At 50.6% G+C, this 19,547-nt stretch carries 17 protein-coding genes; 7 read left to right on the plus strand and 10 right to left on the minus strand.

Going from position 1 to position 19,547, the window contains the following annotated elements; translation table 11 throughout:
- Positions 1-167 precede the first annotated feature (167 nt).
- Positions 168-698, plus strand: coding sequence for a hypothetical protein (locus tag BXP70_RS26910; protein WP_086597223.1), 531 nt, complete (start codon positions 168-170; stop codon positions 696-698).
- A 203-nt stretch (positions 699-901) separates the two neighbouring features.
- Here BXP70_RS26910 and BXP70_RS26915 read toward each other — a convergent pair whose 3' ends face one another.
- The 4 genes from BXP70_RS26915 to BXP70_RS26930 all read right to left on the minus strand — a co-directional run bounded on the left by BXP70_RS26915 (position 902) and on the right by BXP70_RS26930 (position 4,317).
- A complete protein-coding gene (locus tag BXP70_RS26915; RefSeq protein WP_143436717.1) occupies positions 902-1,462 on the minus strand; it encodes a hypothetical protein in 561 nt (186 codons plus the stop codon).
- A gap of 524 nt (positions 1,463-1,986) precedes the next feature.
- On the minus strand, positions 1,987-2,697 hold the full coding sequence (locus tag BXP70_RS26920) for a porin family protein (protein WP_179197870.1): 711 nt from the start codon (positions 2,695-2,697) through the stop codon (positions 1,987-1,989).
- Positions 2,698-2,976: 279 nt separating this feature from the next.
- The gene (locus BXP70_RS26925; RefSeq protein WP_086597226.1) at positions 2,977-3,324 is read right to left on the minus strand and encodes a hypothetical protein; all 348 of its coding nucleotides are present in this window, start codon (positions 3,322-3,324) and stop codon (positions 2,977-2,979) included.
- Between the two features lie 69 nt (positions 3,325-3,393).
- Positions 3,394-4,317, minus strand: coding sequence for a hypothetical protein (locus tag BXP70_RS26930; protein ID WP_086597227.1), 924 nt, complete (start codon positions 4,315-4,317; stop codon positions 3,394-3,396).
- Between the two features lie 377 nt (positions 4,318-4,694).
- On the opposite strand from BXP70_RS26930, the gene BXP70_RS26935 reads away from it, so the two are divergent.
- Positions 4,695-5,114 carry a hypothetical protein gene (locus BXP70_RS26935; protein ID WP_143436718.1) on the plus strand — a complete coding sequence of 140 codons (420 nt, stop codon included), beginning with the start codon at positions 4,695-4,697 and terminating at the stop codon, positions 5,112-5,114.
- A 294-nt stretch (positions 5,115-5,408) separates the two neighbouring features.
- Here the strand turns inward: BXP70_RS26935 and BXP70_RS26940 are convergent, their stop codons facing one another.
- Complete coding sequence (locus BXP70_RS26940) at positions 5,409-5,615, minus strand: hypothetical protein (protein WP_143436719.1); 207 nt, start codon at positions 5,613-5,615, stop codon at positions 5,409-5,411.
- A gap of 555 nt (positions 5,616-6,170) precedes the next feature.
- The gene (locus BXP70_RS26945; protein ID WP_086597230.1) at positions 6,171-7,235 is read right to left on the minus strand and encodes a PDDEXK nuclease domain-containing protein; all 1,065 of its coding nucleotides are present in this window, start codon (positions 7,233-7,235) and stop codon (positions 6,171-6,173) included.
- 398 nt (positions 7,236-7,633) lie between these two features.
- On the opposite strand from BXP70_RS26945, the gene BXP70_RS26950 reads away from it, so the two are divergent.
- From BXP70_RS26950 to BXP70_RS26965, 4 genes are all read left to right on the plus strand, one after another.
- On the plus strand, positions 7,634-8,863 hold the full coding sequence (locus tag BXP70_RS26950) for an ImmA/IrrE family metallo-endopeptidase (RefSeq protein ID WP_086597231.1): 1,230 nt from the start codon (positions 7,634-7,636) through the stop codon (positions 8,861-8,863).
- A gap of 20 nt (positions 8,864-8,883) precedes the next feature.
- Entirely contained in the window at positions 8,884-9,486 is a 603-nt protein-coding gene (locus BXP70_RS26955; protein WP_086597232.1) for a hypothetical protein, read from the plus strand.
- Positions 9,487-9,773: 287 nt separating this feature from the next.
- Entirely contained in the window at positions 9,774-10,037 is a 264-nt protein-coding gene (locus tag BXP70_RS26960; RefSeq protein ID WP_245849764.1) for a DUF2188 domain-containing protein, read from the plus strand.
- Between the two features lie 93 nt (positions 10,038-10,130).
- Positions 10,131-11,429, plus strand: coding sequence for a hypothetical protein (locus tag BXP70_RS26965; protein ID WP_086597234.1), 1,299 nt, complete (start codon positions 10,131-10,133; stop codon positions 11,427-11,429).
- Between the two features lie 219 nt (positions 11,430-11,648).
- Here the strand turns inward: BXP70_RS26965 and BXP70_RS26970 are convergent, their stop codons facing one another.
- From BXP70_RS26970 to BXP70_RS26980, 3 genes are all read right to left on the minus strand, one after another.
- Positions 11,649-15,062, minus strand: coding sequence for a sacsin N-terminal ATP-binding-like domain-containing protein (locus BXP70_RS26970; RefSeq protein WP_086597235.1), 3,414 nt, complete (start codon positions 15,060-15,062; stop codon positions 11,649-11,651).
- A gap of 301 nt (positions 15,063-15,363) precedes the next feature.
- Positions 15,364-16,518 carry an HNH endonuclease gene (locus tag BXP70_RS26975; RefSeq protein WP_086597236.1) on the minus strand — a complete coding sequence of 385 codons (1,155 nt, stop codon included), beginning with the start codon at positions 16,516-16,518 and terminating at the stop codon, positions 15,364-15,366.
- Positions 16,519-16,842: 324 nt separating this feature from the next.
- Positions 16,843-17,304 carry a hypothetical protein gene (locus BXP70_RS26980; RefSeq protein ID WP_143436720.1) on the minus strand — a complete coding sequence of 154 codons (462 nt, stop codon included), beginning with the start codon at positions 17,302-17,304 and terminating at the stop codon, positions 16,843-16,845.
- A gap of 493 nt (positions 17,305-17,797) precedes the next feature.
- On the opposite strand from BXP70_RS26980, the gene BXP70_RS26985 reads away from it, so the two are divergent.
- Positions 17,798-18,658, plus strand: a complete 861-nt coding sequence (locus BXP70_RS26985; RefSeq protein WP_218779879.1) for an HNH endonuclease — start codon at positions 17,798-17,800, stop codon at positions 18,656-18,658.
- A gap of 555 nt (positions 18,659-19,213) precedes the next feature.
- Here the strand turns inward: BXP70_RS26985 and BXP70_RS29735 are convergent.
- Entirely contained in the window at positions 19,214-19,381 is a 168-nt protein-coding gene (locus BXP70_RS29735) for a recombinase family protein (RefSeq protein ID WP_143436721.1), read from the minus strand.
- Positions 19,382-19,547 lie beyond the last annotated feature (166 nt).

Consider the following 19,547-nt stretch of genomic DNA (forward strand, 5'->3'; position numbering starts at 1 on the left):
ATACGGTAGTCCCTTTGGAAAATGTCCAAGGACTCAAGCAGGTCGCTCCCTCTTGTTTTAGCATGCTGCTTAAGGGAGCGTAGCAGCTAACTTCTTCGGCGCTTGTTGCCCACTAGTAAGACCAGCCGGCTTATCTTGCCTACTCTTATTCTACACTAGCCCTTCATATGCTGCTGCGCCCTCGCTTTCTTATTTCTGTGCTGCTGGTAGCTCTGGGGTGGCGTCCTGCTGCTTGCCCGGCTGGGGCGCAGCAACCAGCTACTGCTTCCACTGCGCCCGGTCCCCATTTCACGCCTGAGTTGGACCAGTATCTGACCCTACTGGCGGCGCAGATCACCCAGCGCGAGCAGGCCCTAACCGGGCTCACGAACCACGAGCGACGCGCGCGTTTAGCAGAGATCGAGCAACTCCAACACCAACCAGCTACCCCCACGCAGGCCCACCGCTTGGCGCAGTTGCACGGCTTTGCCAGTGTCGCCGCGCAGCAGCACTGGCAGCGGCAGCAGCTGCACCAAATGCGGACCGTGCAACGCGCCTGGCGGCAAGCCGATCCCAGCTTCTTTACGCTCTCGGCGGCTGAGCAGAAAGCGATCTATGGTGTGGCCATCCGGCGCAAACAAGCCCACGGCACTTATCCAGTCCGCGCAGAGGCCATGCGGACCCCTTGGGGAAAAAAGGCCCCTTACGATCTATTCTAAGCCTACCCGGCGGCAAGTGTGCCTGTGTCGCCTACCTGCAAATGGTCGCACCCAAGGAGCAACCCCACACGGCCGCATTTGCTCCAGCGAGAGGCACCGATAGTCCCGTTATGTTGCGGCTCATACTGTCTTTCAAGCAATAGCTATAAAATAGTGTAAGCTCAACCGTATTATGCAGGCTGTCGTTGCGTGCCTGGCGCTCGTTACTTTGCTGTTGCAACAATAGGTGCCCCCGCGGGCGCTACAACAGTAGGTCCTCCATGCAGGGAGTTATAGGCGCAAATTGTTTTCCGTAAAGCGATTTTTTCTTGGAAGCTTTTTTCGAAGTAACTAGGATCTTCTTGCTTGAGGAGCTGATATTCCTGGTAACGGGGGGCGCTAAATAGTCGTCGATACTCTGCTGCATTTTGATACCCGAGTAGGTGCATCAAGGGCTCAACCTGAGCGGTTGTAAGGCCTTGCTGGCCCCAACTTTTGAATTGGGCCAGATAAGTACGCCGCTGCGCTTCACCGGCTGCGTTTAATACCCGCATGCGCCGATTCGTATTAGCAATATCAAGATTGATCAGATTGACTAAATGCACGTTAATGGGTTGACCATTCGCCTGCACGAGTGTTGTCTTCGTCAGCAAGGGAACAGAGCCTTCCAGTTCTTGCTCCGAGAAAGCGCTTTTACTACAGGCCGCCGTAAGCTGTAGAACGAAGATTGCGCAGCCAACCAGTGGAACATGCGATAGCTTCCAGGGCACTAGTGTATTCAGCATAAAAAAGAGCAATGAGCACGAAGGAAATGGAGCTAAACTATAATAGGAGAGGAAGCCTGAAAACAAAGAATAAAGCAGCCATCCTTGTAGGAGAAGGAGGGTTGGCAATCGATTCCTCTGCTGGGCAGAGAAGCAACGGCGTTTCTACTGTGAGCCTGGTGACCAAGTATGCTTGATTAGTGGTAAGGAAGCAAATGAAAGGCGAATTAATTTGCTAGATCCACTTCTGTAACCCCTAAAACTAGTATACCTGAACATTAAAATAAGTAGACTAAAAAGCTGGGTCATTTAGCAGCCGGGCTCTACCTACTAGAAGCCCGCTCTCCAACAGGAACGCAGCGCCTAAAGGTGCTGAAGCAGTAAGCCGCCCGTCGGTATCGCGTCCCAGGCACTCGCCCTGGGTATACTTCGTCTCCTGGCCCCCGACTGCTGGCGGCCATGGCTTACCCGCTGGCCAAACGCCGGCACTACTCACCCAGGTCTTTACGATCCGGTAGCCGCTGTCGGAAGAAGTGCTGCCGCCGCTAACGCGCTGGGGGAAGGGCACGCAGCTGATAGCTGAGTTGCGCCTGCCACGTACGCTGGCGTGCCTGCGCCAGCGGGCTAAGAGGTTCGTAGCGCGCCAGCACACCGGTCGGCGGTTTGTAAAACGCGGTCACCCCCGCGGCGTAGCGTACCTCTAGGGCCAGGCATGCCCCGAGCATATACCCAAGGCCGGCCGTATAGCCCAGCTCCCAGCGGCGAAACGCGTCGGGGTCACGGCTGGTTTCCGTGGCAGGATAGGGAAAGGCCGGATGAGCCTGAGTCGGCTGCAACACATACTGCGTCTGGGCCCGTTGCCGGGCGGCCAACAAATAGCTCACGTGGGGACCTATCAGGCCAACGAAGTGACCGACCTGTGCCCGCATGAGCAGGGGGAGGCTCAGATAGTGGAGGCGGGTGCGGGCCTGACGCGTGTACGAGCCGATGGCTCCTTCCCACCCTAATTGCTCGTGCTGGGTGGTCTTCACCCCCCGTTGCTCATAGCCTAGCTCCACTTGCAGGCCGACCCTTTTGGTGCCGGGGTAGCGTAGCCACCCCCCGGCCACCCCACCCACGCGCGCCGTGCTGACGGAGCGGGTAATCGCCGTACTGGCCAGTAGTCCTGCTTTCAGGCCCAGCTGCAGCTGTTGCGCCCGGCCGGGGCCGGTGGCAACCAGCACGAATAAGCTAACCAATGGCGTAACGTAGCGCATACACAGTCCAAGAGAATAGCGTGGAAGAATAGGAGCCGGCGCACACGCGAAAGGTTGCATGAGGACGGTCTGGTCCTAAAAAAGGGCCTAATCCGCTTAAATTACCATGTTAAATACCTGGTACTGAGTAAGCTAAACTATCCTTATTCCAAGAATGTCCGTATAATAGATAATATATTAATCAACTTTTTTAAGGTAAGATAAATGGCTTAGCAACTTCTTCGGCTTGGAGATATTCAACTACGGCAGATACAACTAGATACTATTCAAGAAGAAGGTTTATAAGTGTAAGGTGAAGAACACACTGCCAGCAAAGGCCCCTACTAGGTGCACAATCAACGAGAGCTTCAACACACGCAAAGGCTCTGACCAGTTTTTCGCTCGGGTCCAGAATTTGACCACTACACTGAGTAAGACGATTCCGAGTGTCAGCACACTACCTAGTAAGGCAAAGCCCAGAAAGCGCAACAGACAAATAGTTACTACTCCTTGTTCTTGCATCATGCGGTGCGCGGACTCCTCGGACCCCAGGTAAAACACACTGGCGCAGAAGAGCGTGAAGAGCCCGCTCAGACTGAAAAGCAGCCAATACACCGAGTCCAGGTCTGGTTTGTTCGTCTCGCTCATCTGGGAAAGGCTCCTTGTAAGCTGTCGTATAAGTCTTTTTTATGTTCAATAAAGCTCTGGGTAGGGCTTCTATTGGCATGGAGACTTCACAATGGTATAAGGCACCCGCACCGTATAGGTTCTATCGCCGCTACTGGTCAGAGTGGTAATGGAGCCGGTCCAGTAAGTGCTCACACTGTCTGCGTTACCCAGTACAGTGGGGGGAACCACAAAGGAGACGACGCCACGGCTCTGCGCGTCCACGGGTACGGGATGCTTGTTGACCGTCATGGCCCGGATAAAGTCAGGGTGGTAAAGGTGCGTCAAAAACAGCTTCGCCTGATACTGGCCCCCAGGAAGCACCGTCCGCGTTTCCGCGACGGCATGGGCGACCGTACTGTAATAGGCGTCGAAGGTGGTTCCTGATTTTGCCAGGTACTGGGCAAGTGCTGCGTGAGTGAGCAGAAGGACTTCTGTTTCTTGGCGGGTCAACTGGGCCAAGGCAGCCACGACCGGGGTATGGGTATACTCCTGTTCGAGTCTGGTCGGCGTTACCCGTAAAGCATCCGTGCCCTTTTCTGCGGGGTTCATGGTCTGCAGGAAAGCGGCATACTTATGCAAGCGCCGCTGTAAGGCCAAGGCGGCTCCGGCTTCTCCCACCATGACTTGCTGCACTTGGCGGTTTGCGTCCAAGTGTACGAGCTTCGGGGTGTTACCCGTCGCGTTTAAGAGCACACGGCGGACCGAATCCAGGGTCGATAACACATTTGCCGTGTGGGTGTACAAACCTTTCGCCCTATAGAATAAGACCGAGTCGCCCGGTTGCTTCCGATTATACTGGTAATAATATTCAATGCGTTGGACTGGTTGCGCCGTTTCTTGCCAAAGGTATTGGTTGGCAGACCGCATGGACGCTTCCAATTGTTGCAAGCGCTTCAGCTCCACGTCGGAAGAAGAGCAACTTGCCAGGGTTATAACGGAGAAAGAAAGCCAGGTAAACCAGGAGTGTGACATACAGACGTCTTCAGCAGGGAGTACGGTACGAAAGCAAGAAATAGACCTAAGCTGACACGCTGGCGGCTTTCTGGGAAAAGCTGATTTACATAATGCTGCTTATAGCCCCACTCTTGGAATTAGTGCATTTTTGGTTCGTTTGCCCGCTGCGCTCGGCATGGTACTTTGGCAGGAAATAGGCCCCGATTTGGGCATTTGCCAAACTCCTTCCTGCGGGTCATTTCGTAAACTTTGACTGGTAGACAAGTTTCGTACACTCACCCCGCGCTACAACGACCAACCGACCACCGAGTGTCAAGCTGATTCCTGCCGTTCACCGAAAGGAGCGTAATTTGTGCAGCTCCCTAGATCTGCCCCCTTACATTTTCTACTGGCCGATGCGAACGTTCCTCCTGCGGTTGCGGAAACTGCTCCTGGTTGTCTTAGGCTTGGTGCTGGGGGCTGTGGCCCTGCTTGCTGCCTCCATTCTCACGGAGGACCCGCCCAAGGCAGGCTTGTGTATGGCTGCCTCCCGCGAAGCATCGGTGGGGGGTGTGTGGCTAGGCCTCTACCAGGACGGTACGTTTGCCTTCGGCCACTTCGAACGCGACATCCACGCACGCGGGACTTATCGATTCCAAGGCGACACCTTGCTGCTGAGCGCTGACCCCGGCACCACCATCAGCCGCCAGCAGCCCCGCTGCCGGTTCGTGCTTCGCGGGCGCCGCTTGGTCCAGTTGCCGGCACCTAATGGGGAGGCGTACATCGGCTACGTGGTCGTCCGGCGCGGGGCGCGCGGGGCTTGTGCCGGGGGCTGAGGTTAAGCCCTTTTACATGCTGCAAACGACCGTGGCTGTTGCAGAACTCCCAATAGTGAATCGGATGAATAGCACCAACGAGTGGAACAGGCTAAAAAGCCTGTTTATAGCAGCTATTTTCCGTAAACGAGGGGTCAAACATAGCTTATCCGGAATACAAATAGGGTTCTGCAACAGCCACGACCCTTTGCAGCTTGTATAAGGCCATAACAACGTATTTAAATCACCGTTTCAGTGAACCTAAGCGAGCAAGCCCATCTGCACGGCACTAGGCCATAATTCATCCGTGTCTTCTTAGCGCGGACTGTCTGGGTTGCCCTTTTGTTTTTTATACATAACGGAGGCGAAGACGAGCAAGATGCCCCCCCAGCACAGCCCCCACCCCAGCTTCGCCAAGGAGTCGTTGCGGCCAGAATAGTAGCCCACCATGAAGATTCCGGCCAAGGCCAAGAGCAGGCTTAAGGTGGCAACAAAGGAGAAGAAGCGGGATGGGTTTTTCATGAGGATTCGCAGTCGGTAGTATCGTAGGAACAAAAAGGGGCCGAGGCCGTGGGTCTTTTCCAGCAAATTTGGCATTCGGACGAGCCGTACAAGCTACCTAGTTTCGGGTATTTTTTGAAGCGCTGTCGGTCAGCCAAAGGTCAACTAAACACTCGTGGCTGTTGCAGAACCCAATCTATAGCATAGAAAAGGTATACTCAGCCCTTTATGTGCCCAAAATAACAGCGTTACCGAGGCATTTTAGCCAGTTTCAAATCTCGCTACTATCGATCCAATGCCTAGCCAGGAGTTCTGCAACAGCCACACTCGTTTTATTGAACAACTTATTCCACCTGAGGAAGGGCAATTAGGAAGAGGAAAATGGGTAAAAACCGTTCAGAAAAGTTGTTCAGCAATCAACGTACAAGCTTATTCTCGCTTCAATGAGAAAGCTGTACTTTCTGCCAAGAACATGGGCGATGCGTCCAGCGCTAGCAGCATCCTTCTCCTGCTTCGATGTGATGACGTAGCCGCTGCCCACCGGAGATCCTGCCGATAATCGCCTAATAGATCTGGTCACTCAGGTTCGGGTGGCGAATCAGCTGCGGGCTCCGGGGCGGCGGGGCGGCTACGCAGCGTTTGTTCCAGCGCCGCAATGCTGGGCAAGGAGGCTTGTAGCCCTTCCGGCAGTGCTTCGGTAAGCCGGTACTCGGCAATGCCAATGGGTTTGTGTACGTCCCGGAGGGCATACTCCGCCACGATGTTATTGCGGCTTTTGCACAAAAGTAACCCGATGGTGGGCGCATCCTGGGGGTGCCGCCGCTGATCATCCACCGCCGCCAAATAGAAGTTGAGCTTGCCCGTGTACTCGGGCTTGAACTCGGTGGTCTTGAGTTCGACCACCACATAGGCGCGTAGCTGCAGGTGATAGAAGAGCAAGTCCAAATAGTAGTCCTGCCCGCCGACTTGTAATGGTACTTGCTGGCCCACGTAGGCAAAACCACTGCCGAGTTCGAGTAGGAACTTGGTAATGTGCTCGATCAAGCCACGTTGCAGATCCCGCTCCTTGAAGTTGTCCGTTAAGGTCAGAAAGTCGAAGAGGTAAGGATCCTTCAGGGTTTGCTGCGCCAGCTCCGAGTCCGCTGGAGGCAAGATACGAGCAAAGTTGGTGACGGCTTTGCCCTGGCGCAGGTGATATCCACTTTCGATCTGATGCACCAACACGTCCCGCGACCAGCCATGGCGCGCCGTGGCCTCCACGTAGAGCAGGCGCATGGCGGCGTCTTTGACTTTCTCCAGCAGGGTCAGGTGATGGTACCAGGGAATTTGTGCAAGCGTCGCTTGCACAAACGTTTCATCGGCATAGGCCTGGGCAAAGCGCCGCATGTACTTGAGATTACGCGCCGAGAGTCCCTGCATGGCGGGGAACTCGCGCTGCAGTTCAGCCGCGAGTTGGTCAATGACCTTGGCCCCCCAACCTTGTTGCGCCTGTTGGTCCAAAATCAAGCGGCCAATGCGCCAATAAAGCACGAGCAATTCCCGGTTGGCTGCCCGCACGGCTTGCAGCTGGGTTTGGCGAATCGCTTGTTTTACGTGCGCCAGCAGCGTGGCAAAGGCGGGTAGATCAGTAGAAAGCGACATAGAGACAAAAGCAGGTCCGAAGTGACAGAACCGCCACGAAGCTACGAGGCAACTAGCTAGTTCGAATAAGGGTTGTGGCTGTTGCAGAACTCTCCGTAGTGAATCGAATGGATAGCACCAACGAGTGAAACAGGCTAAAAGGACTACTTATAGCAGCTATTCTCTCCAGTGGTGTAGGCGGGAGTTGCGGTTCATTGTTGCCCAGAGGATCTCTACGCATTAAGCGTAGTTTCAAAGATCCGGTAGGTACAGATAGAATATTGAGTATTAGAAAAGAAATCATGAACGCCAAAGACATTGGCATTCATGACTACTAAATAAATGTAAACTAAATACCTTAGTAGTCGTACTTACTCTTATATTTGTGGCTACATTTTTAGCCAAATCCACTCGGCGCCATGAATCCTAATTCAGACCAGAGCTCTCAAGACCGCCTCCTAGCCGAGATATTTCAACTGCTAGCGACAGACGAGACTAAAGGTCTTCCTGTTTTATTAGAAGAACGCCGGCAAAAGCTCAACCTTACACAACGGCAACTAAGCTCTTTGCTGAACATGGAACGCCTGTCCTTGCAACGCCTACTAAAAGGCGAAATGCAGAAAATAGACATCGTTACTATGCTGAAGATAAAGCAGTTTCTCGGCATGAATATGGAGGAGCTAGTGAAGATATATGTCTCTAACCTAGACGCACAAACAGTTGGTCAGATAGAACGCGTCACTAAGGCGAACTATATTATTAACAACTTTGACATAGATGCTCTTAAGCGTGCTAGCATCATTGATACCTGTGATGATTTCGATGCCATCGAGCAACAGTTAGTAGCTTTCTTTGGCTTCGATAGCATCTATGACTACACTCGCGGGATGAATGGCGTACTTTTTAGCCGTACTCGTCGTGACTCAAACGACAAGAACAGAGAGATGTGGGTGAAAGCGGCCTTTCTACAATTCGAGAAGATTGCCAACCCTAATCGTTTCTCTATGCATGCACTGGAAGAAATGGTTAGCAAGATTCGCCCTTACTCTACTCACGAAACCAATGGATTACTAACCGTAGCTAGAGCTCTTTATAACATTGGCATTACGGTCATTGTGCAGTCTTCGCTACCCACGCTGCAAACCCGTGGCGCAACGTTCATTGTCGACAATAAGCCATGTATTGTCTTAGCCTGCCAAATGGATGGTAAAACCAAGACCAAATACAGCACTATGTGGTTTGCGTTGCTACACGAAATTCATCATATCCTCTTCGATTACACGAAGGTGAAGGAAATGGTGTACCACATCAGCGATGATCAAGACTTGTTCTTGATGGAGGAACAAGCTAATAAATTCGCGCGGGACTATTTATTCAGCGCCGAAAAAATGGAGAAAGTACGTCCTTTCATCCAGATCGAGTCGGTAGTGCGTGATTACGCTAAGAAGCACGGTGTTCACCCGAGTATTATTTATGACTTCTACTCCTACGATGAAGCTATTAAAGGCAATAAGTTGGGCTACCAGCGCTTCAATCAGTTCATTCCGACTGCTGACGTTGCCATCACTCGTCTGAAGAGTCATCCGTGGGGCAAAAAGACGCTCACCTCGGATGTGGATACCATCAAAGCTGCTTTATCAAACCAATAAGTTTCCTCACCCTTATATCTATGTCAGAAGACGACGAATTACCAGACCTTTTAGGCGGGCTTGGCCAGGATGAGCCAAGCCGTCCATCAGATGATGCGACAAGCAAGGGTCCTGGCCAAGAAGCCGACGAGGAAAAACGCAGGCTAGATGAGGAACGGCGAGCTCGCATTCTACGCGATGCTGACCGCTCCCGGTCTCTTAACCCTGAACTTGACTTTGGCATAGGAGAAGAGTCAGAAGACTTAGATTCTCTACCACAGATTCAAGATGAGCAGAAGCCTGATACCTCGCACAAGCTTTATTATTCTCTGCGCAGGATATTGATGGATAACCTTCCTTCTGGTTCTAAAAATAAGGAAGCTCGTCAGATGGTCTACGACCAGAAGAATCTGTTTTTGAATCGTGGCAAGGACAAAGACGGGCGTGGTATTCGTGGCAGTGATGGACGTCAAGCCTATATCCATTACTTGGAAGTAGCGCTAGCTACTGCGCAACAATGGGTACGGGAAGGAGCTAACACTTACGACATCTACGTCTACTTCGAGAAGCTAAACAAGAAGTATCACTCTGGTGATTTGGGCGAAGACGAAGGCCCAGAGGTAGAGGTAGAACCCCTAGTATAAAGTAGAGATTATTCTAGGTAGCCTGTGACAACATGGCTGTTATCACAGGTGCCTTTCACTCACTAAATCCAAAAACTAGACATAAAAAGACAGTCATTACATGGCCGTAACGACTGTCTTAGAAGAAGTTGTAAAAAAACGTGTGGTAGCGTGGCTTACAGGTCTGGGAATAGTCTCCCCAGATGGTACTCCTTCTTTTTCAAGTGAGGGTGCAAAGGTAACTGATTTCAGTTGCACAACATGACTTTGCCCTGTTGCGAGGCCCGGCGATTTGTCTTTTCTCCGCAATGAGAAGCAATTTCTATTACCCTTTCAACATTTTTGCCATGAGCAAGAAAAACATCCATGTAGTCCCAAGCGGTAACGCCTGGGCAGTTAGAACGGAGGGCAACAAGCGTGTGACTGTCACGGCCCCAACGCAAGCGGCGGCTACAGAGGCCGCTCGCCAGATCGCTATTCAGCGTCAGGGCGAAGTATTTATCCACCGCCCGAATGGCCAGATCCGTGACCGGAACAGTTACGGAAATGATCCAGAGTCCAGCCAGGGCTAATCTATGAACGCTTGATTCAACGGAAACTGCTAGCTCATCAGAGTTGGTAGTTTCTATTGGGTTGAGTTATCCATCTATTTCGATATTTCACTGATGATTTCTAAAGAAGATTTCGACCCAAGAACGAAAAGCTTTATTCCTAAAGATTATCTTCCTCAGGATAAAGGCATATTAGTAAAAGACGCCTTAAAGCTTATAGAACATAGTCCATTTGCGGACAAGTTGTGTGAGCTACTAGGTATTGATAGCATTAAAGATGACTTCATTAATATCCCAGGAGCTACCATGCTCGTTAATTCAGTGGATACTGAAAGCAAGCATTATCTCAAACTGGATATCACTTCTGATTATCTGGATTTAGGCTTTAATAAAAGTTACGACGAAAAGTCTATTGAGATTAAGTTCTCTAACCTAAAAGATGTATCGTTCCCCAATAGTACCCTTGAAGCTCACAGTGAGCTATTAGAAGAAGGTAGTATTACGGCGGCTCCTGTCTATTCTTCAAAATCTGCTTTATTTGCTAGACTACACAGCCTGAGCAACTACGCGAACGAATTATTTAAGAATGGGCATGGCTCGTTAGTCATCAAGAATCTCGAGCTCTTGCGTGATATCTTCAGCAAAGAAGACAGCAGGCTTGTACAAAAGTATAGACTCCTAAAGGACAAGGAAGATAAATACTTTCTTAGAGGCATTGTATCAAACAAATATGTTGACTACAATATTGGCGTCTCTGTTTTCATTGCTCTTATTTCCTTACATAAGAACATATTAGGTTCAAAGGATAGCTATATAATTAGCTTGTGCGAATACAGTGAATCGCACATACGGGTATTTTTTGAGAAGGTGGGCTTCGAGAAAGTTGGCAATACTTGTCAAGTAAAACATATGATTCAGTTATCTAATGACGAGCTTAAACGAGAAGCACTTAAGTTCTCAGGGATTGCCTCTATTCTATATAAAAGTGGTTCTGAAACCCGTGAGATATATCTTGCCCCACGTGAAATAGATTATGAAATAGCTTCTATTCATCATAGCTATAAACCCAAGAAGGCAATAGAAAAACTAGAGCTTGCGAATGATATCAAAGGGATTGAAAAGAAACTCTACAATGATATCTCATTCATAGAGAATATTAAAGAGCCTGACCAAATAAGACATTTATTACAGAAAAGAGTGAATGGCGACACGAACTTGAAGCCATTTATTGTTGGCGATATTGCGAAAACATTAGATGAAGAGATTCGTACTATTCACCAGCTTTTTGATATCATGTATAAGCTAGACATCGTAATATCAGATATTGATTCAAAAGAATATCTCCGTTACTTACTTTATAATATGTTGAAAGAGGAAAAGAACAGAAGAGATAATATAAAATCAAAGAAGTAATCTATTCTAAATTCTGTAAACTCCTGTAACCGTTGTGATTACAGGAGTTTATTTTTTTTAAGTTCAAATCAGAAGCATGTGTGTTATTAAACAAATGGAGGTAAATCACCAACTCAGTTGTACAGCTGCATGATTTCTATAGTCAATAATCTGATTGGTAGAACATTAACATTATTTTTCGCTACTGTTTTCCTATTACCTCTTTTGTTAGAGAAGGCATTAGTGCAACGCAATAGTAATGTCTTTAATTAAGTCACTAAAGGTCGAAGGTTTACGCCTTATGAAAGCATGTGACAATCTTACTTTGCTAGCGGTGATGTCCGGAACATCTAGCCATACATCATTACTTTGCTGCTGGAGTCGTTCTAATTCAGTTATTTCTTGTACAATAGGATAAAGATGGATCGCTAGCCCTTTCACATACAGCAAATTGGCTTCTATATCTTCGATAGAGACATGGTCTGAACTTCCCTCGCGTCCCACCACGCATAAGGCAAAGGGCACAGTTCCGGTTGCCGCTTCCCGGGCTTGGGAAACAGCCATACGGATGGGTTGAGGGTTATCCATCTTTAAGTACGACTTCAACTCAATGTAAAAGCGTTTTTGCGGTTCGCTGGAATTGACAATGGCAAAGTCATACGACCCAATTCCTTTGTATCGGATCTCTGCTTTTGCCTCATCCTTTTCTCGGTCCACCTCGGCAGTAACCCCCGCCTGTTCCAGTGCTGCTCTGAAGACTTTTTCCATCGCAGCACCGATCCGTTGCATATGCCGGAAGTTTGCGAAATCGTCTTTACGTTGCTTATCCAAGGATAAGAATCGCTCCATCAAGGCCGTGTCATCGGCGGCCAAGTGTGCAATGGCTAGCAACTGATCCATATTCACCCCGGTTTTGGAAATGGCCACCAACTGGTCTACATCTACTCCAGAATCAACAATTTCCATCAGCCCCGGAAGAGCATCAGGCTTCTTAGCTAATTCCATGATATAGCCTGTTCCGCCATTGAGCTCCATGAGCATATAGCTCACCCGGTGGTTGATGCCTGCGTCTAGGAGATCGCGTAGATAGGCTTTGGCTAGCTCAGGCTTTTTGCTACACCATTTTACAAAGTCAGAAAGGGATGTTGTGTGGTCTCGGTAAGTCCCTTTTCTTTGAACCTCTTCCAACAGAGGTATAAATTCTTTTCCAAGCTGCTCAAACGTATACACGTAGGGATCTCCTCGCTTGATTGCGATTCCATCGCCCACTAAGACAGGCAATTTGTTCTTCGACGGGTCTAAAGCAGCAAGAATATGCAGCAGCTCTAAATCAAGCGGTTGGGTTACACTGCCGTAATCCAAAAGTGTATTCCATGGCTTGAGCTCATCTAATCGATTTGGTACCAGAGCGCCTTCATTCAGAAGGTCGCCATACTCTTTGCTCCCGGCCAGCAAGGTTAGATAGGTGTCCAGCCAGCGTACCGCTTGTTGCTTTCCCTCGTATCCTAGTTCCGTGGTTAAGCCCTTGAGGGTCGCTGCAGCGGACAGGTTTTGATTAATTAGCAACACCATCAAATAGGTTGCCGGTTTGAAATCAAACTCTCCTAAGCGCACTACGGGTTGCGCCGGTTGGTCCAACTTTAACAATACTTGGGCTAGCGGCAGCAATTGCGACTTAAAAGATTTCGCATCGGATCCGGGGCCCTCCAACCGCAGGATAGCAGCTAAGATCTGCTGTGCAACTTGACGCCCCCAATGCCTAAAAAACCCCGGGCTCAACACCCCGTGCACCCGGGCCGTAAGATCCTTATTCAGCACTTCCCGGAGTTCATCCGAGGCTTTTTTCAACCCCCGCACTTGGTCCTGCGGAAGTAGCGGCAGCATGATTTGCGCGTGAATTTGAGTCGGCCGCCAGTCTCTCCCAGCGAGAGCTAGAATGTCAAGCACGGGAGACGGCACTTGATCATCTTTGTCCTCTTGGCGCAACTTGGATAGAAGGCAAAAATCACCTTGATGGTTGGGAATTACGGCATGCTTGTTCAGCAATTCGAGGCCCTTGTGCTCGATTACCAACGCATATAGTTGGTTCAACCACGCTAACCGGTCTTCCATCGTTTCTGCGACCAACAGCCCTTCCAGATTCGTTGCCTTGGCTACTTCCTCCAATAAGTCACTTTGACTGACCCACAGGTTCATTTGCCATGACTTGGCTTCTTCCCCACTGCCTAATACATCCAGCCACTTCTTGAGCAAATCCCGACGAGGCACCACGCCAAGCCCCAGCAAAGGTGCCGCTAAATTCCACAGTGCCTCATGGTCTTTTCGTGTGGCATGCGCAGCATCTAAGCGTGGAATACGCGCTTTACGGAGCTGCACTGATTCTCCCACTTCAGTTTCGACGAGCTTCAGATCCAATAGTTTGGCCCTCCACTGTTCTTGCAAGGCTCTATACCATTCCCGCGCGTTCTGGGCATCTTTGCCTGCAAGCAAGGGGGCTGGGAGGTGCGTAGTAGCGAGAAAGTACGTGTTGCGTGTCTTCTTCTCTAACAGCCATTCAGAAAAGGCCAAGGCGGCTTGCTGTGCTTCTTCCAAGAGCCGTCGGTTATGGATAACTGTATGTTCTTCCGCAGCGTTCAGCTCAAGTCCGTCGCGGGGCTGAGTAGGATGAAAGGGCTGTCCATTGAGTACAAAAGGAAAGTAGAAGTCTTCTGTCCCAATCAGGGGAAAATCCCAGTACAGCAGAGGCATCGGGGCAGTGGCCTCTTTTAAAGCATAGGTTCCTTCCTCCGTTTCTTCTACTTCCGCTAACAATTTAATTGCCCCCGCATCATACTGAAGGATAGTCCGTACCAAATTCCGCGTAGGATCCGAATCCGTAATTGTGACCTGGTAAGCTTTAACAAGTCCTGCAGATAACTCAAGTAACGTGCACTGATATACCTTTTCAATTCCATTGAGGGAATCTCGGATTTCCACCTGTCCAATCTGATTGTACAAATTGACAAGCGTATAAGGCAGGGTATGTACTAGGTCCTTCAACCCATATTCAGCAGCTTCCTGCTGCCGCTCTGATTCCAAAATATAGGAAAAGGTTGTGTCGTGGGGCAACCGTCCGAGGGTATAGTTTTCTAACACCGTGAACCCAGAGGTATGCGGAAGAGCCTTCGCCTCCGCTTCTAATGCCAGCATCTTCTGCACCAGTTCTTTTGGGGTCTCGCCCGTACGATCTAGGGTAAGCTTGAATTGGCCATATGCTCCTTTATGAGCTACAATGCCCCCTACTTCTACCTGCTTAGATAGGATGTGCGTGCTGATGAAACCCGTACCAAATTTGCCGGTGATTCCCTGATCCGGTGTCCCAACGGATTTGCTACTGCTGCCTTTAATCAGGCTGATCTGATGCTTGAGCTGAAAAGGGCGGCCATTATGGGCAAAGGTTAATCGGTCCGTTGTGCGTTCGACCCGAATTAAAACGCCGGTATCAGGGCGTTCATCCTTGGCGTTTTGCATCAACTCCCAAATCCATCGGCGCTGGGATTGCTCTGGTTTTTCACGCGCTTCCTTGATGATTTGAATAATTCGTTTCGCTGCCGCAACGGCTTGTTGCTCCTTATCTTCTTGTTCAAAATCTTCCTCAAAGCCTTCAAAAGCCATAAAATTTTCAGAAAGGTAGCGAGTATAATAAGTGCGTTAACGCGCTACTAAACTACGCCTTCGAACCTAGTCAATCTAGAACAAGGCTGTTTCGTTTGACACACGACACGTACATCAGATCAGTATTTCTTCCGAGTTCCACTCTATAGGGGTAGGATAAGAGTAAGAACTGAAATATTCCGTTAGGACAGTTAGTTAGGCTAGTCCCTACCGGCTGCCACGTAGCCACGCAGGTATAGGCTCTAGATACAACGCATGCTGGGCCAGCAGGTCAGTACTTGCCAGCCGGGCAGTTTGTCATTTAGCCATTTTCTGGAGCAGACGGTTGCTGGGGCGGCTCTGAGGTCCTTGCTAGCGGGTCCGCCCCCGGAAACTGTAGACGGGAGCCACGCGGCGCTAGAAAAATCCGCTTCACCTCGCTTGGATCGAAGACCGCCGGGGCCGGCTCGCCCGTTGTCAAATCCAGTGCTACTGTACTAGTGATGGCATCAGGAGGCATTTGGATCTGCATGATTTCCTCTTCACGCACCACCTCGTGCGACGCCAGATACAGAGGCTCCATCCGAGAGCGGTCCGCCGAGTCTCCGGGCGGTTCGAAGAGCAGGGGCGGGCACCAGCGCTGCTTCAACTCCTCTCCGTCGAAAAGGCCCCGCGCAATGTCCTCGTCGTGCAACGGCAGCGGCACGCAAAAGACGTGATGTTGGTAGCGCAGGTAGAACTGGTGGGTCAGCTGCCGGGCCTGCGGATCTTTTTTGCGGAACATAAAGCAATGGGGGTGTAGCAGGGCGTACTGGCTGGGCAGTACATGATGCACCACCGGGGCCGGCTTTAAGGCCTCGTCCGACAAAGTTCCGTCGAGTACACGCAGCAGGCGCTCGTACTGGCTGATGTGGGCAGCATCCAACACCGATAACGCCATTTTCAGAAAAGCTTTATAAACCTTGATGGGCACGTAGGGGTTTTTGACCACCTTCACCTCCGTTAGGCCTTGCTCATCGCGGATATCGAAGGCATCGTTATCCAGGCTGGTGCGCTCGATCAGGATGCCGCCCGTGACGCCCATGAAAGGGCCGGGCCGGGCCGTCACCTGTTTATTGCTGGATTTGAAGGTGGGCACCTTATCCTTGCCTTTGCCCCCGCGCACCGTGCGGAAAATGCCCAGGTAGTTCGCCAAATCGTTCTCGAATGCCGAAAACTTTAGGTTGCACGCGTCGCACTCGAAATCCGAGACCAGATGCTCGTTGCCCAGCAGGTGAGGAATCAGGTGGGCTTCATTCTTGAACTTCGTTTCCAGGCCGCTGCGACCACAGAAGCGGCACCGCCGCTCAGCTTTGGGCTTGCGCGGCGGCTTTGGATAGGGATAGTTCAAAAGAAAAGTTTCCTTTTCGTACACAGACAAGAATTTGTCCAAGACGGGCAGCAGAATATCGAACGTGTAGATGGGCTTCTGAATCATGGGGTAGTAAGGGGATGTAACTTTCGCGCGCCGCCGATGGCGGCCTCCTGGTGATTAGTCGTGGTACTCGTCTTCCTGTGAGATAGTACTGATATATTACTTCAGAAACCCATCCTCCTATTGGAAGGTCTCGGCAAAGGCGCGTTCTTCGGACACCCAGCCTTGGGCGTTGCAGTACAGCGCGTCGACGGAATGAATGGCCACCCTGCTGCCCGCATTAAGGGAAACACCGATGTGTGGTCCAAGTCATCGAAGAACGTCAGCTTCACCACCTGGCAATAAGCCAGCAGAACGGCATATGGTTTCGCGCCACCTTGATTCAGGTTAGCCAATGCCATAGGTACCTAGACACCGCCGTTGATGTGCCTTGTATAGAGCCCAGTCTGCTTCGAGTTCGGGGTACTGGTTGAATTTCTCGTCCGCCCACTGCCAGGCTTGCAGCTCTCGGTCACGCTGTAGAATTGAGTCAATTGGCTGCCCGATGGGCAACCTCACCGGGTCGTGAAAATGGCCCAACTCGTGCAGGATATCAAACAAGAGCATCCTGTCGTGGCCCGGTTCTCCAGTAGCGCGAATGAAGATGCGGTAACTTTCTTTACCGGTGGTTGCCTCCTGGGTGGTTCTGTGTCGGGAGGGGTTAGGGGACTGATAATCGACCGAAATTTCCTCGATAGGTAAAGCAAACACTTCCGTAATCAGGGCGGCAATGACGCTGTTGTATTTCGGCACGCCGATTAGGTGCTGAAATTCTTTGATGCGTTGGGCAAGTCGCGTTGAATTATCCATGTTGAGAGTGAAACATTCGCCGTTTTTGTGACTCTTGGTGCCGATGGCGCTAGAGAGGAGTAACAATTTACCAAGTTCAGTCCTATTTACCGTGAGAGGGGTTAGGCCCACTGGCATCTAGTTTCTTCTGCAAGGAAATGAACCACGGATCGAGTGAAGTAGTCTAGAACTGAAGTACACAAGTCAGACGTATATTTCGTCTGGTGCAGCAACCAAAGCACGCGGGGTGTCGTCCGATAAACAGCACAACACTATCTGGACGCGCTAGACTACCTGCTTCAACCTCGACCGTCGCCACTTCGCCTTAGGTTATCGCTGACCTCACTAGTTAGAAGCTGACCGGCTGAATTATCTACCTTAACTCTGTGTCCGATCCAATTAGAATTCATCAATAATTGCAAAATTACTTTAGCTAAATAATTCAGCAGTAGACCAGAAAAGTACTGCATGATATAATTGAAGTCTGCGCATTATAAATCAACCAGTAACCTTCATGCAAACGCACAATACTATTCTATTTGAAATAGGACGAACATATAACCGACGACAGGAGATTCATCAACCGTACGGTGGGCAACAACAAGGAGGCATCTCTACTCCGAGCCGGTTTGCGGCCATTTTTCTCTTTACTAGCGATTCTGGCCACGTCCACGGCTATCGCGATGCCTATCGTAAGGATGGCGTGTTTTGTTATACGGGCGAAGGGCAGCAAGGAGATATGACCATGATAGGCAGCAACAAAGCGCTTCGGGACCATGAGCTGTTGGGTAAGGCTGTTTACTTATTTGAAGCGTCAAAAACCATCGGCAAAGGCAAGGTCCGCTATGTGGGAGAAGCCTCCTACTTAGGCCATCATGTCGAGGAAAGACTCGATACCAGTGGGGTTTCCCGCCTAGCCATAATATTTGAGCTGGCGGTGGATAGCACAGGTCCTACCCCGGCCAACTCGCAAAGTGACGCGGAAGGAATGTATTCCGCTACCACCGCTACACAAATCGATCGTATGTCACTGGAAGAGCTTCGTCAGCTGGCGAAAGCGAAGGCGAGTCAAGGCAGTACCCCCTCACAACGGGTAACACTCGTGCGCAAAAGGTCCCAAGCAATTCGCATGTATGTACTGAAACGGGCGAACGGCCAGTGCGAAGGTTGTGCAGAACAGGCTCCGTTCCTAACCAAAACCAAAGCACCCTACTTGGAGCCTCATCATACCTTACGATTGGCAGACGGCGGACCGGACGCCCCTGAGCACGTAATCGCCTTGTGCCCGAACTGCCACCGACGGGCACATTATGCGGACAACAGCATAGAATTCAACCTTTCATTAATTGAAAAATTAGCGGTGTTAGAGGCGTGACTCACACAGGCCTTGACTCATCACTAATTTGGTCTATACTATTCTTTTCTTGTGCTAGTGCAGAAATAGTCCCGTCAGGTAATAGCCGTCTCACGCCTATAGGGTGAAAGGTCTTGCCCCTTCTTGTCAGATACCCCGATTCATTGAGCCGAGCCGCTATCTCCTGCAAACTCACACCTGTTGCTCGCACTAGGATTGCCAGCTGCTTGGCCTGCCGGTTGTTAATATTGGTTTGGGCATTGCGTTGCAGTGAGACCCACGACTTCTCCCACGACTCCGCTGTCAGATTGGCCGGGGTGCTGAGTTGGAACCTTATCGCTTTTTTGACGGCGAGCGCATCTTTGGTCCGGGTCGAGATGGCGGTGGCTTCCTTCTGCTCCACGCCGCTAGGATATGCAGGGTAAATTCGTCGGCGACAAGTAGGTCCACCGCTTTGAAGCGCACGTGGCTTTTCAGCAGGGCTGTGAGGAAGGCGACGTTACGAGTCAATCGGTCGAGCTTGGCCACGAGTATCCCCGCTCCCTCATGCTTGGCGCGGTTGATGGTGGCCTGCAGTTAGGGCTGGCTGTTCTTGCGCCCACTCTCCACTTCGGTAAACTCGGCCACGATGCTCGCCTTGGGTTCCACGAAGTTCCGTGCGACCGCCTGTTGCGCTTCCAAGTCTAAACCGGATTGCCCTTGACAGGCGGTACTCACGCGGAAGTAGGCGACGTAGCACGGCATCGTTTCGATAGAAATAAGAGGAAAGCGGAGCAATGACCCTTTATGATGTAGTACGATGGCTGCCAAGCAGGTCGCAGAAGATTACGGCCGAGTTTGTATCATTACATAAACGCCCGTTCAAGTAAGGATACACTAGCTAACTAGCGAAGTAATCGTAGCACTAGTC

Origin of the sequence: Hymenobacter crusticola (assembly GCF_002154225.1) — a bacterium.
GTDB lineage: Bacteria > Bacteroidota > Bacteroidia > Cytophagales > Hymenobacteraceae > Hymenobacter > Hymenobacter crusticola.

Excerpts from the sequence above, each read along its gene's own strand:
- BXP70_RS26930 (WP_086597227.1), bottom strand. The coding sequence starts at position 4,317 with ATGTCACACTCCTGGTTTACCTGGCTTTCTTTCTCCGTTATAACCCTG.
- BXP70_RS29735 (WP_143436721.1), bottom strand. The coding sequence starts at position 19,381 with ATGCCGTGCTACGTCGCCTACTTCCGCGTGAGTACCGCCTGTCAAGGG.
- BXP70_RS26940 (WP_143436719.1), bottom strand. The coding sequence starts at position 5,615 with ATGAAAAACCCATCCCGCTTCTTCTCCTTTGTTGCCACCTTAAGCCTG.
- BXP70_RS26985 (WP_218779879.1), top strand. The coding sequence starts at position 17,798 with ATGCAAACGCACAATACTATTCTATTTGAAATAGGACGAACATATAAC.
- BXP70_RS26980 (WP_143436720.1), bottom strand. The coding sequence starts at position 17,304 with ATGGATAATTCAACGCGACTTGCCCAACGCATCAAAGAATTTCAGCAC.
- BXP70_RS26955 (WP_086597232.1), top strand. The coding sequence starts at position 8,884 with ATGTCAGAAGACGACGAATTACCAGACCTTTTAGGCGGGCTTGGCCAG.
- BXP70_RS26975 (WP_086597236.1), bottom strand. The coding sequence starts at position 16,518 with ATGATTCAGAAGCCCATCTACACGTTCGATATTCTGCTGCCCGTCTTG.
- BXP70_RS26915 (WP_143436717.1), bottom strand. The coding sequence starts at position 1,462 with ATGCTGAATACACTAGTGCCCTGGAAGCTATCGCATGTTCCACTGGTT.
- BXP70_RS26965 (WP_086597234.1), top strand. The coding sequence starts at position 10,131 with ATGATTTCTAAAGAAGATTTCGACCCAAGAACGAAAAGCTTTATTCCT.
- BXP70_RS26935 (WP_143436718.1), top strand. The coding sequence starts at position 4,695 with ATGCGAACGTTCCTCCTGCGGTTGCGGAAACTGCTCCTGGTTGTCTTA.
- BXP70_RS26970 (WP_086597235.1), bottom strand. The coding sequence starts at position 15,062 with ATGGCTTTTGAAGGCTTTGAGGAAGATTTTGAACAAGAAGATAAGGAG.
- BXP70_RS26925 (WP_086597226.1), bottom strand. The coding sequence starts at position 3,324 with ATGAGCGAGACGAACAAACCAGACCTGGACTCGGTGTATTGGCTGCTT.
- BXP70_RS26920 (WP_179197870.1), bottom strand. The coding sequence starts at position 2,697 with ATGCGCTACGTTACGCCATTGGTTAGCTTATTCGTGCTGGTTGCCACC.
- BXP70_RS26960 (WP_245849764.1), top strand. The coding sequence starts at position 9,774 with ATGAGAAGCAATTTCTATTACCCTTTCAACATTTTTGCCATGAGCAAG.
- BXP70_RS26950 (WP_086597231.1), top strand. The coding sequence starts at position 7,634 with ATGAATCCTAATTCAGACCAGAGCTCTCAAGACCGCCTCCTAGCCGAG.
- BXP70_RS26910 (WP_086597223.1), top strand. The coding sequence starts at position 168 with ATGCTGCTGCGCCCTCGCTTTCTTATTTCTGTGCTGCTGGTAGCTCTG.
- BXP70_RS26945 (WP_086597230.1), bottom strand. The coding sequence starts at position 7,235 with ATGTCGCTTTCTACTGATCTACCCGCCTTTGCCACGCTGCTGGCGCAC.